Origin of the sequence: Cellulosimicrobium sp. NPDC057862 (assembly GCF_042797035.1) — a bacterium.
In the GTDB taxonomy this organism is placed as follows: domain Bacteria; phylum Actinomycetota; class Actinomycetes; order Actinomycetales; family Cellulomonadaceae; genus Cellulosimicrobium.
In genome coordinates this window covers 45,838-57,820 of record NZ_JBHVMH010000007.1, presented here as the reverse complement: position 1 = coordinate 57,820, position 11,983 = coordinate 45,838, and the positions used below count along the sequence as shown (strand labels likewise).

Genomic DNA, 11,983 nt, shown 5'->3' with positions numbered 1-11,983 from the left:
GTTATTGTTTGGGCCCGGGCCCCCCGGGGGGGCCGGGCCAATTTCCATGCCCACAGCGGACCCGCGTCAGTCCGCGTCGGGGTCCGTCCACGTGCCGGCCTCGCGCTCGGTCCACAGCTCGCGGCGCGCCTCGGCCTTGGCGTCCATACGCTCGTGGTGCTCGCGACGCTTCTCCGTGCGCGTGGGGCGCAGACGCTCGTCGAGGCGGTTGTCGGAGCCGCGCGGGCCGCCGAGCAGCTCGGAGCCGGTCATGAGCGTCGGCTCCCAGTCGAAGACGACGGCGTTGACGTCGGTGCCGATGCGCACCTCGTCGCCCCCGACGGCTCCGGCGGCGAAGAGCTTCTCCTCCACGCCCAGGCGCGCGAGGCGGTCCGCCAGGTAGCCGACGGCCTCGTCGTTGCTGAAGTCCGTCTGGCGCACCCAGCGCTCGGGCTTGGCGCCGCGCACCTCGAACCAGTAGTCCGTGGCCCCGCCCTTGCGCGTGACGGTGAACCCGGCCTCGTCGACGGCGCGCGGGCGCAGCACGACGCGCGTCGGCTCGGGCGCGGGCGCCTCGGCCCGGGCCTTCTCGACGAGCTCGGCGAGCGCGTAGGTCAGCGGGCGCAGGCCCTCGTGGCTGGCCGTCGAGATCTCGAAGACGCGCAGGCCGCGCGCCTCGAGGTCGGGCTTGACGAGGTCGGCGAGCTCGCGCGCCTCGGGCACGTCGATCTTGTTGAGGACGACGAGCCGCGGGCGCTCGGTGAGCGGCACGCGGCCGCCCTCGATGTCGAGGTCCTGGGCGTAGGCGGCGAGCTCCGCCTCGATGACGTCGAGGTCGCTGATCGGGTCGCGGCCCGGCTCGAGCGTCGCGCAGTCGAGGACGTGCACGATCACGGCGGTGCGCTCGATGTGGCGGAGGAACTCGAGCCCGAGCCCCTTGCCCTCGCTCGCGCCCGGGATGAGGCCGGGGACGTCCGCGACGGTGAACCGCGCAGAGCCCGCCTGCACGACGCCGAGGTTCGGCACGAGCGTCGTGAACGGGTAGTCGGCGATCTTGGGCCGCGCGGCCGAGATCGCGGCGACGAGAGAGGACTTGCCCGCGCTCGGGTACCCGACGAGCGCGACGTCGGCGATCGTCTTCAGCTCGAGGACGACGTCCCGCTCCTCGCCCGGCTCGCCCAGCAGGGCGAAGCCCGGCGCCTTGCGGCGCGGCGACGAGAGCGCGGCGTTGCCGAGCCCGCCGCGGCCGCCCTCGGCGACGACGTACTCCGCGCCGTCGCCCACGAGGTCGGCCAGGACGGTCCCGTCCGCGGTCTTGACCACGGTGCCGTCGGGCACGCGCAGGACCAGGTCGTCGCCGTTCGCCCCGTCGCGGTCGTCGCCCATGCCCTGGGTGCCCGACGTCGCGTGCCGGTGCGGCGAGTGGTGGTACTCGAGCAGCGTGGTGGTCTGCGCGTCGACGACGAGACGCACCGTCCCGCCGTCACCGCCGTTGCCGCCGTCGGGGCCGGCGAGCGGCTTGAACTTCTCGCGACGGACCGAGGCGCACCCGTTCCCGCCGTTGCCGCCGGAGACGTGCAGGACGACACGGTCGACGAAGCTGGCCATGGAACGATCCTCTCAGAGGTGGGTGTGCATGAAACAGCAGGAGGGGCGCACCGCGTCGGTGCGCCCCTCCTGCTCGAAGCCTGTGGCTGTCGCTCAGCCCTCGACGGCGACGATGTCGATCACCTTGCGGCCACGACGCGTGCCGAACTGGACCGCACCGGCGGCCAGGGCGAACAGCGTGTCGTCCTTGCCGCGGCCGACGTTCTCACCAGGGTGGAAGTGCGTGCCGCGCTGGCGGACGATGATCTCGCCCGACTTGACGACCTGACCGCCGAAGCGCTTGACGCCGAGGCGCTGGGCGTTCGAGTCGCGACCGTTGCGCGAGGAGCTCGCGCCCTTCTTGTGTGCCATGACGAACCTGCTTTCGTGCTGGTTGCTGAGGGAGGGTGCCGGTCGGCGCGGGGCGGCCCGGGGCCGCTACCTCGCGCCGGGCGAGGTCACTTGATGCCGGTGACCTTGAGGCGGGTCAGCTGCTGGCGGTGACCCTGACGACGGCGGTAACCGGTCTTGTTCTTGTACCGCAGGATCGTGATCTTCGGACCCTTCTCGTCCCGCACGACCTCGGCGGTGACCTTGACCTTCGCGAGCTTCGCCGCGTCGGTGGTCACCTTCTCCCCGTCCACCAGCAGGAGAGCGGGCAGCTCGAGGGACTCACCGACCTTGGCGGACACCCGGTCCACCACGACGATGTCGCCGACGGAAACCTTCTCCTGACGGCCACCGGCCTTGACGATCGCGTACACCACGTTGCTGCTCATCTCTCCTAGTCTTGGCGTGCTCGTCACGGCGAGTTCGTCTTGGAGACTCCGGCCACGCCGCGGCGTGCGAGTGCGAGTCGTCCGTGGGCACACGGGACCGGCGCGCCTGGGCGCGCCGACGTTCAAGAGTACGGAAATCGGCTGGGCAGGTCAAATGGCGCGGACCGTGACCACGCGCACGATCACCCGCGCGCGACGGCCCCGTCCCGCGGTCCGCCGTCCGCCGTCCTACTCGAGGACGAACGTGATCTCGAGGACGACCTGCCAGGTCGTGATGCGACCGTCGACGATGTCGACCTTCTGCTCCTTGACCCACGCGCCCGAGACGTTGCGCAGCGTGCTCGCCGCGCGCTCGACGCCGATCTTGACGGCGTCCTCGAAGCTCGTGTCCGACCGCGCGCTGATGTGCGTGATCCGTGCCACCGTGCCGCTCATGCCGGGCTCCCCCGTCCGGGGCGGGCGCACCGACGCGCCCGCGCACCCGTCGAGCATCCCGCCGCGCGTGCACCCTCGCCACCGGGGGAGGTCCGGTCGCGCCCGTCCGACCTCACGACGTCGGCGACCGCCGGCGACCGCCACGACGGAGGGCGGGTGGCGCGCGGGCGTGCCTACGCTGGCGGTGGAGGTGGTCGCATGCGCCCGGCAGGCCCGCCCGACGGCAGCCGCCGTCGCGGGCACGACGACGCCGTCGCCGCCGCGATGCGCGCGGTCGACCGCCGCGCGTTCCTCCCTCGGGCGCAACGCCGCTGGGCCGGTCAGGACCGCCCGCTCGCGATCGGGCACGGCCAGACGAACTCGCAGCCGTCGACCGTCGCGGCGATGCTGCGGCTGCTCGACCTCGCCCCCGGGCACCGGGTCCTCGACGTCGGCGCCGGCTCCGGGTGGACGACGGCGCTGCTCGCCGTGCTCGTCGGGCCGTCGGGCGCTGTGCTCGGGCTCGAGCGCGACACCGACCTCGCCGCGTGGGGCGCCGCGAACCTCGCGACGGCTCACGTCGCCTGGGCGCGCCTGGAACCTGCGCGCCGCGGCGTCCTGGGGACCCCCGGCGAGCGCTACGACCGGGTCCTCGTCTCCGCGGCGGCCGACGCGCTCCCCCAGGCCCTCGTGGACCAGCTCGCGCCAGGCGGCCGGATGGTGGTCCCCGTGCGGCACACGATGCTGCTCGTCGAGGCCGATCCGGACGCGGCGGGCGGCACCCGGGTGACCGAGCACGGCTCCTACTCGTTCGTCCCGCTGATCGAGGACCCGCCGGGCCGCCCGGGGGCGCCGGCCGGCTGAGCCCGCCACGGCGCCGCGGGCAGGTGCGCGCGGCACCGCGCCTCGTAGCTCTCGGCGCCGCCGACGTGCGCGGCCACGGGGATCAGCGGGTCGCGCGGCCCGTCGTCCTCGGCCGTCGCCTCCGGAGCCACCCGCACGTGGAACGCCGCGTCCTCCCCGCACACCGCGCACACGGCGGTGAGCTTGTCGACGCGCTCGGCGAGGGCCGCGAGCGTCGGCAGCGGCTCGAACGGCCTCGCGTCGAACGTCACGTCGAGGCCCGCGACGACCACCACGAGCCCGTCGTCCGCGAGGCGCTGCACGACGTCGACGAGGTCGGGCCCGAAGAAGTGCGCCTCGTCGACCGCGACGAGGTCGAGGGGGCCGCCGTCGTGGACCAGCCGAGCGAGGTCGGCCGCGTCGCGCGCCGTGCGCGACGGGATCGCCAGACCGGAGTGCGAGCTCACCGTGCCCGTGCCGCGCCGCGTGTCGAGGACGTGGCCGACCACCTCGACGCGGCGCCCCGCGACCTCGGCGCGTCGGACCCGACGCAGCAGCTCCTCGGTCTTGCCCGCGAACATCGGGCCGCACACCACCTCGACCCGGCCGCCCGCGCGGGGAGAAAGGTCCGGGAGACGTGCCGCGCCGCTCATGCGAGCAGTGAACCACCGGACCCCGACGGCGCGCGACGCGGGCCGGTGCGCCGGTCAGTGGTGCCGGGCCGAGCCGTTCGACGACGGGCGGACGGGGAGCGGCTTGGGCTCCCCCGCCGGGCCGAGCACCGACACACGGTCGGGCGCGCCCGGGCGCGCGACGTCCCGACGGCTGAGGAGCGTGGTCCCGGTGGGCGCCGAGTCCTCGACATCGGACGGACGGCCCGCGCGCTCCGCGCTCGTCGCCGGCTCCGGCCCGGCCTCGCCGTCCCGCGGCGCAGCCGGAGCGGGGGCAGCGGGAGTCGTAGGACCGGGGACCGGCTCGGGACGCTCGGCCTCGCGCGCCGTCTCCGCTGGCGGCACGACCGTCGACGCACCGGCGAGACCGGCGAGGCCCGTACCGCCGATGCCCGGCACGGAGCGCACGAGCGGGAGCTCGCGCGTGCCGGTCCCCCGGGCGCGGACCTCGTCGCCACGCGCGGGCGCCGGCTCCTCCTCGGCGTCGCGCTCGCCCGTCGGCGCCGCCGGTGCCGGCGGCGTGGCCACCTCGCGCCGCGTCGGCGCGGGAGGCACGGCGTCGGCCGGACGCGGGCGCCGGGTGTCGAGCGTCGGGTCCGCGGGCAGGACGCCGCGGTTGAGCTCGCCGTAGGGCACGTGGACCGACGGGGCGACGCGGCGGGTGGCCTCCACGACGGCGCGCTGGTCGTCGAAGAAGATGTGCGGGCGCAGCACCTCGAGGACGCCGTCCTTGTCCACGCCGCCGAGGAAGAACGCGTCGTCGACGGTGACGCCCCACGACGACAGCGTCGCGACCGCGCGCTCGTGCGCCGGGGCCGATCGAGCCGTGACGAGCGAGACGTGCACGCGGGGCCGGTACGACGCGTCGGCCGCGTGCCGCTCGCGCTCGACGACCTGCACGCGGTGGATGCCGACGAGGAGCTCGCGCAGCGGGCCGCGCCCGAGCGGGACATCGGCGTTGAGCTCCTCGTGCGCGCGGAACGAAGCGAGGCCACCGTCCTGGAAGTGGCGCTCCGACGAGTCGTCGGCGAGGACGCCGTCGAAGTCGAAGGCGATGCGCAGCTCGTCGCCGGCCTCGTCGGCGAACGTCGGGTCCAGAACGTATCCGGCCGGCAGGCCGAGGTCGACCGCGTCGCGCACGGAGCGCTCGTCGGCGGAGAGGAACAGGTCGACGTGCAGCGGACGGATGAACTCGTGCGGGCTGCGGCCCTGGCGGAAGACGGCGCGCGTGATGTCGAGGTCGTGGTGCCGGATCGAGCGCATGACCCGCAGGCCCGTCTCGGGCGAGTTGCGCGACATGACGATGACCTCGACGAGCGGGTCGTCCGCCGCCGGCGCCAGGTCGTTCAGCGCGAGCAGGCGGCGCACGAAGCCGAAGGCGACGCCCGGGGCCAGCGCGTCGTCGCGGTGACGCTCCTGGAAGTCGCGGTACGCCGCCTCCCCCTGCGTGCGGAACACGCGGTCGGACTCGGTGAGGTCGAACAGTGCGGACGAGGCGACGCCGACGACGAGGCGGCCCGAGAGGTCGTAACCCATGGCGGCATGATGCCAGGTGCAGGTGACGGGGACGAAGACGCCCCGGAGCCGGTCAGGCCCGGGCGGCCCACTCGCGGCGCAGGACGCCCAGGACGACGGCGTCGTGCCGCACGCCGTCGACGACGCGGGCGTCGCGGAACCGACCCTCCTCGACGAGGCCGAGCGCTCGGGCTGCACCGAGCATCGCGGCGTTCCCCGACCACGTCGCGAGGTCGAGGCGGACCCAGTCCGTCACCGAGAACAGGTAGGTGATCCACGCGCCGAGCGCGTCGCGGCCCAGGCCTCGGCCGCGCACCGCGGGGTCGTACAGGCCGATCCCGACCCGCGCCCACTGCGTCTCGGCCGACTCCCAGTACCAGGAGCACGTCCCGACGAGCCGGTCCTCCTCGTCGGCGACGACGACGCGCCCCGGCGGGAGGCCGTCGGCGTCCAGGCCGTCGGCGCGGGCGGCCTGCGCGGCGGCCGTGCGCGCGAGGCGCGCGACCGCGGCGTCGGACGCGGGGTCGTCGGGCACGGGGTAGTACGGGCCGTCCCATCGGTGCCACTCGTGCTCCGGACGCAGCCACGCTCGGTAGGCCGCGAGGTCGTCCGCGCGCCACCCGCGCAGGCGGGTGTGCGCCCCGGCGGCGTACCGCGGTACGCCGCCGGGTGCGGCACCGGTCACTCCTCGCCGGGCTCCGTGCGCGCGTCGTCGCCGGCGACCGGCGCGGGGTCCGCGCCGTCGTGCTCGTGCTCGTGGGCGTGCGCCGCGGCCGCGGCGATCGTCGCGAGCGTGGCCTTCACGGCCTCGCGCGCCTCGGACGAGACCTCCGGCAGCACCGGGACGGCCGGCTGCGGGAGCGTGATGGCGGTGTCCTTGGCCGCCGCGGTGCCGGATCCCGACCCGCGCTTGCGGCGCGACCGCGAGCGGCCGGCCTCGGCCGGCTCCTCCGCAGCCGTCGGGCCGCTGCTCCCGCCGTGGTCGTGGCCTCCGCGACCGTTGCCGCCCGACTTCTCGATCGGGTCGGTGTGCACGATGAAGCCGCGCCCGTGGCAGTGCTCGCACGTCTCGCTGAACGCCTCGACCAGGCCCTGGCCGACGCGCTTGCGCGTCATCTGCACGAGCCCGAGCGACGTGACCTCGGCGACCTGGTGCTTGGTGCGGTCGCGGCCCAGGCACTCGACGAGGCGACGCAGCACGAGGTCGCGGTTGGACTCGAGCACCATGTCGATGAAGTCGATGACGATGATGCCGCCGATGTCGCGCAGGCGGAGCTGGCGGACGATCTCCTCCGCCGCCTCCAGGTTGTTGCGCGTCACCGTCTCCTCGAGCGTGCCGCCCGAGCCGGTGAACTTGCCCGTGTTGACGTCGACGACGGTCATCGCCTCGGTGCGGTCGATGACGAGCGAGCCGCCGGAGGGCAGCCAGACCTTGCGGTCCATGCCCTTGGCGAGCTGCTCGTCGACGCGGTGCACCGTGAAGACGTCCTGCGTGCCCGTCCACTTCGAGACGCGCTCGCGCAGGTCCGGGGCGAGCTCCTCGACGTACGAGGAGATCTCGCTCCACGCCCCGTCACCCTCGACCACGAGCGAGCTGAAGTCGTCGTTGAAGATGTCGCGGACCACGCGGATCGCGAGGTCGGGCTCGCCCTGGAGCAGCGCCGGCGCCGAGGCGCTCTTCGACTTCTTCTCGATGGCCTCCCACTGGCCGCGCAGCCGCTCGACGTCGGCGCGCAGCTCCTCCTCGCTCGCACCCTCGGCGGCGGTGCGCACGATGACGCCCGCACCGTCGGGCACGACCTCCTTGAGGATCTTCTTGAGGCGGTTGCGCTCGGTGTCCGGGAGCTTGCGGCTGATGCCCGTCATGCCACCGCCGGGCACGAACACGAGGTAGCGGCCCGCGAGCGTGATCTGCGACGTGAGGCGCGCGCCCTTGTGCCCGATCGGGTCCTTGGTCACCTGCACGAGCACGGAGTCGCCCGACTTGAGCGCCTGCTCGATCCGGCGCGGCTGGCCCTCGAGCCCGGCCGCGTCCCAGTTCACCTCGCCCGCGTACAGGACTGCGTTGCGGCCCTTGCCGACGTCGATGAACGCGGCCTCCATGCTGGGCAGCACGTTCTGGACGCGGCCCAGGTAGACGTTGCCCGCCATCGACGCCTGCGACTGCTGGGAGACGTAGTGCTCGACGAGCACGCCGTCCTCGAGCACGGCGATCTGCGTGCGGCCCGAGCGCTCGCGCACGACCATCGACCGCTCGACCGCCTCACGGCGCGCGAGGAACTCCGCCTCGGTGATGATCTGGCGGCGACGACCGGCGTCGCGCCCCTCGCGGCGACGCTGGCGCTTCGCCTCGAGACGCGTCGAGCCCTTGAGCGCCGTGACCTCGTCGGCCAGGCTGCGCTCGCGCGGCCGCGACCGGGTCGAGGAGCTCTCGCCGCTCTCGCCCCGCCCGCCGCGGCGCCGGCGACGCCGACGGCGGCTGCCGCCCGCCTCGTCCTCGCCGGACTCGGCGTCGGCAGCCTCGTGCTCGGGCTCGTCGGCCTCGGCGGTCGCGCCGGCGTCGGCCGGCTCGTCACCCTCGGCGGGGGTCTCGTCGCTCTCGTCCTGCTCGCGACCGGTGTCGGGACGACCGCGGCGACCGCGGCCACCGCGGCGACGGCGGCGGCGGGGACCCGTCTCGGCGTCGTCGGACGCGGCCTGCTCCTCACCGGTCTCGCCCTCGGGCTCGTCGAGGTCTGCGAAGTCCTCCGGGCCGAACGCGTCGTCGGGGAGCTCGACCCCCTCGGCGACGAGCTCCGACTCGATGGCCTCGATCTCCTCGACGGCGGCGGCGTCCTCGCCCGTGAGGGCGACCTCGACCGTCACGTCCTCCGTGCGCTCGGACGCCACCGGGGCAGCCGCAGACTCCTTCGGAGCCCGCTCGCGCGGCTCGGCCGCGACAGGAGCCGCCTCGGCCACGGCGGTCGGCTCGACGTGGCGCGGCGGACCGGCCGGGCTCTGGGCCCGGCGGGGACGACGCGGCGCGGCCGCAGGGTCCGGTGCCTGGAAGAGCAGGGCGGTCGTCGCGAGCCGCGGCGTGCTCGTGCCCGCGCCGGTGGCGGCGGGCGAGACGGGCGCCTCGGGTGCGGTCGTGGGTGCCGCAGCGTCGCTCGACGTCGCCTCGGCCGCCTGCTGCGGCTCGGCCGGGGCTTCGGCGGGGACAGCCTTCGAGGTCGCGCGGCGCGAGCGGCGCGCGGGCTTCTTCGGCGTCTCCTCGGAGGCTGGTGCGTCCGGCCCGACGGGCGGGGCGGTGGCTTCGGCGACGACGGGCGCGGCGTCGTCTGCCGTCGCGACCGGAGCCTGCGCGTCAGCGACCTTCGCGGTCGGGGCCTTCGCGGTCGGGGCGCCGGCCGCGGAGGTCGCGCGGCGCGAGCGACGCGCGGGCTTCTTCTCCACGGGAGCCTCGGCCGCGGCCTGCGCAGGCTCGGTCGGCGCGGCGGGCGCCACCTCGGGCGTCTCGGACGCGGAAGCGTCGTCCGCCGGGGCCGCCTTGCGCGTCGTCCGGGTGCGCTTGGCCTTGCGCGGCGCGTCGGACGCGCCGAGCAGCGCGTCAGCGTCCGGGCCGGGAGCCGCGGACGCTGCCTGCTCCACGGCGGGGGCCGCGCTCAGCCCGAACTCCGAGAGCACGTCGAGCGGGGCGTCCGTCGTGGCGGTCGCGGGCTTCTTCGCGCCGCCCTGGGCGCGGCGCGCGGTGCGGCTACGGCCCTTGGAGGCGGTCGCCTCCGGCGCCGGCTCGACGTCGGCGGACGCCGGGACGTCGGGGGACGGCGGGGTGTCGGGGGACGCCGCGTCGGCGGCAGGCTCGACCGTCACGGACGTCGCGCGGGTCGCGCGGCGCGATCGGCGCGCGGGCTTCTTCTCGGCTCCGTCGGGAGCCGCCGACTCGGCGACCGGCGCCGGGTCGGCGGGTGCCGTGGACGCGTCGGCAGGGGCGGTCGCTGCCTCTGTCGGCGCGGCAGGGGCCTGGGGCGGCGCCGCGCTGCGGGTGGCGCGGCGGCGGGCGGGCTTGCGCCCTGCGGTGGTCGGGCTCTCGGCCCGGTCGTGGGTCGCGGCGGCGTCCGCCGTCGACTCTGAGGGGGTGCTGTCGGAGGTGCTGTCGAGCGTCACGCGTCGTGCTCCTGCTGCCACAGGGACCGCCCCGCACCGTGCGGCCCTTCGGGGCGGTCGGTCGTCGCTCGTGACGAGCGCACCGGAGCGCGTCGTCCGGCGACGGAAGTCGTCGGCCACGGCCGCGGTCCGCGTGCGCGGCGCGGGCGCCTGCCACCGGGCCCTTCGCCCCGGTCGGCGCTCCGACTGCCGCGGTCCGCTGGTGCCGCGATCTCGTGCTCGTCGGGAGGGCGATGCGGAGCCCACCCGGCTTCGCCCAGTATCGCACAGGGGCGCGAACGAACCTCGGCGACACGCACCGCGCCTCGGGCCGCGGGTCCCGGCGGATCGGGACCATGGTCCCGGAGGCTTGTGAACATAGTCACAAGCGGCGTGTTTTCAGCACTTGGCGTCATCTCCCGCCCTGCCGATGGGGCAGATTGGGCCTACCGTCGGAGCACGGGCGGTCCTCCCCCGGACCGTCCTGACCGGCGTCGTAGCTCAGCACCTCCCCCTGAAGCCCGCCGACCCGTCGGCCCCCCGAGGAGCGCACGTGGAAGCCCTGGATCTCGCCCGGTGGCAGTTCGCCATCACGACCGTCTACCACTTCATCTTCGTCCCGTTGACCATCGGGCTGGCGCCCCTCGTCGCGATCATGCAGACGGCCTGGGTCCGCACCGGCAACGAGCGGTGGCTGCGCCTGACCAAGTTCTTCGGCAAGCTCCTGCTCATCAACTTCGCCCTCGGCGTCGTGACGGGCATCGTGCAGGAGTTCCAGTTCGGCATGAACTGGAGCGAGTACTCGCGGTTCGTCGGCGACGTGTTCGGCGCCCCGCTCGCGATGGAGGCGCTCGCCGCGTTCTTCATCGAGTCGACGTTCCTCGGGCTGTGGATCTTCGGCTGGGACCGCCTCAACAAGAAGGTGCACCTCGCGTGCATCTGGGCCGTGGCGATCGCGACCAACCTCTCCGCGTTCTTCATCCTCGCCGCGAACTCGTGGATGCAGCACCCCGTGGGCGCGGTCTTCAACCCCGAGACCGGGCGCGCCGAGATGAACGACATCGGCGCCGTCCTCACGAACAACACCCTCTGGGCCGCGTTCCCGCACCAGATCACGGCGACCTTCCTCACCGCGGGCACGTTCGTCACGGGCATCGCCGCCTGGTGGATGGTCCGGCTCGTGCGCACCAGGAAGGCCGCGAACGTCGAGCTCGCGCGCGACGTCTACCGCCCGGCGGTCACGCTCGGCGTCATCGCCATGCTGGTCGGCGGGATCGGCGTCGCCGTCTCCGGCGACATCCAGGGCAAGATCATGTACGAGCAGCAGCCCGGCAAGATGTCGTCCGCCGAGGCGCTGTGCCAGGGGCAGGAGGCCGCCGCGTTCTCCATCCTCACGATCGGCGACCTGTCGAACTCGTGCGAGAACGTCACGCACCTCATCGAGATCCCGGGCCTCGCGTCCTACCTCGGCACCGGCCACTTCTCCGGCCCCGAGTCCTACCTGCCGGGCGTCGAGGACGTCCAGGAGCAGATGACCGAGCGCTACGGCGACGTCACCGCCTCCGGCGACCCCGTCACATACACGCCCAACCTCGCGATGACGTACTGGTCCTTCCGGCTCATGATCGGCATGGCCGCCGGCTCCGTCCTCCTCGCGCTCATGGCGCTGTGGCTCACGCGCAAGGGCCGGGTCACGGACAACAAGTGGTTCGCGCGCGTCGGCCTCATCGCCATCCCCATGCCGTTCCTCGCCAACTCGTTCGGCTGGATCTTCACGGAGATGGGCCGCCAGCCGTGGGTCGTCGCCCCGAACCCCACGGGCATCGACCAGATCCGCCTGCTCACCGAACGGGGCGTGTCGACCGTGGTGAGCCCCGGCGTCGTGCTCACGTCGATGATCGTGTTCACGCTCCTGTACGGCGCGCTCGCCGCGGTCTGGTTCACGCTCATGCGCCGCTACGCGATCGAAGGCGTGCCGCTCGTCGTGCACGACGAGTCGCCCGAGGCGCAGGAGCCGCCCGACGACGGCACCGAGGCCGCAGACCGACCGCTGTCCTTCGCGTACTGACG

The 11,983-nt window shown here is 74.5% G+C and carries 10 protein-coding genes; 2 read left to right on the top strand and 8 right to left on the bottom strand.

Features of this window, described 5'->3' with window-relative positions; all coding sequences use genetic code 11:
• Positions 1–66 precede the first annotated feature (66 nt).
• The 4 genes from obgE to ACFVN3_RS10900 form a co-directional block, all read right to left on the bottom strand.
• A complete protein-coding gene (obgE, locus tag ACFVN3_RS10915) occupies positions 67–1,587 on the bottom strand; it encodes a GTPase ObgE (RefSeq protein ID WP_154798362.1) in 1,521 nt (506 codons plus the stop codon).
• Between the two features lie 93 nt (positions 1,588–1,680).
• Positions 1,681–1,938, bottom strand: a complete 258-nt coding sequence (gene rpmA / locus ACFVN3_RS10910) for a 50S ribosomal protein L27 (RefSeq protein WP_047234735.1) — start codon at positions 1,936–1,938, stop codon at positions 1,681–1,683.
• A gap of 86 nt (positions 1,939–2,024) precedes the next feature.
• Positions 2,025–2,345 carry a 50S ribosomal protein L21 gene (gene rplU, locus ACFVN3_RS10905; protein ID WP_047234734.1) on the bottom strand — a complete coding sequence of 107 codons (321 nt, stop codon included), beginning with the start codon at positions 2,343–2,345 and terminating at the stop codon, positions 2,025–2,027.
• A gap of 228 nt (positions 2,346–2,573) precedes the next feature.
• Entirely contained in the window at positions 2,574–2,780 is a 207-nt protein-coding gene (locus ACFVN3_RS10900; RefSeq protein WP_047234741.1) for a dodecin family protein, read from the bottom strand.
• Positions 2,781–2,978: 198 nt separating this feature from the next.
• On the opposite strand from ACFVN3_RS10900, the gene ACFVN3_RS10895 reads away from it, so the two are divergent.
• Entirely contained in the window at positions 2,979–3,623 is a 645-nt protein-coding gene (locus ACFVN3_RS10895; RefSeq protein WP_378232846.1) for a protein-L-isoaspartate O-methyltransferase, read from the top strand.
• On the opposite strand, the gene ACFVN3_RS10890 is transcribed toward ACFVN3_RS10895, so the two are convergent.
• Genes ACFVN3_RS10890 through ACFVN3_RS10875 form a run of 4 tightly spaced genes read right to left on the bottom strand, consistent with a single transcriptional unit; the run spans position 3,563 to position 9,934 of the window.
• Positions 3,563–4,255: a thymidine kinase gene (locus ACFVN3_RS10890; RefSeq protein ID WP_378232845.1), complete on the bottom strand. Its 693-nt coding sequence runs from the start codon at positions 4,253–4,255 to the stop codon at positions 3,563–3,565. The two genes, ACFVN3_RS10895 and ACFVN3_RS10890, sit on opposite strands and share 61 nt — an antisense overlap.
• Before the next feature lie 54 nt (positions 4,256–4,309).
• Positions 4,310–5,809, bottom strand: coding sequence for a 5'-nucleotidase (locus ACFVN3_RS10885; RefSeq protein WP_378232844.1), 1,500 nt, complete (start codon positions 5,807–5,809; stop codon positions 4,310–4,312).
• Between the two features lie 52 nt (positions 5,810–5,861).
• Positions 5,862–6,473 (bottom strand): GNAT family N-acetyltransferase, encoded by a 612-nt coding sequence (locus tag ACFVN3_RS10880; protein WP_378232842.1) that lies wholly within the window; start codon positions 6,471–6,473, stop codon positions 5,862–5,864.
• Positions 6,470–9,934, bottom strand: a complete 3,465-nt coding sequence (locus tag ACFVN3_RS10875) for an Rne/Rng family ribonuclease (RefSeq protein WP_378232841.1) — start codon at positions 9,932–9,934, stop codon at positions 6,470–6,472. The genes ACFVN3_RS10880 and ACFVN3_RS10875 overlap by 4 nt, the downstream gene beginning before the upstream one ends.
• Before the next feature lie 532 nt (positions 9,935–10,466).
• Here ACFVN3_RS10875 and ACFVN3_RS10870 point away from each other — a divergent pair.
• On the top strand, positions 10,467–11,981 hold the full coding sequence (locus tag ACFVN3_RS10870) for a cytochrome ubiquinol oxidase subunit I (RefSeq protein ID WP_378232839.1): 1,515 nt from the start codon (positions 10,467–10,469) through the stop codon (positions 11,979–11,981).
• Positions 11,982–11,983 lie beyond the last annotated feature (2 nt).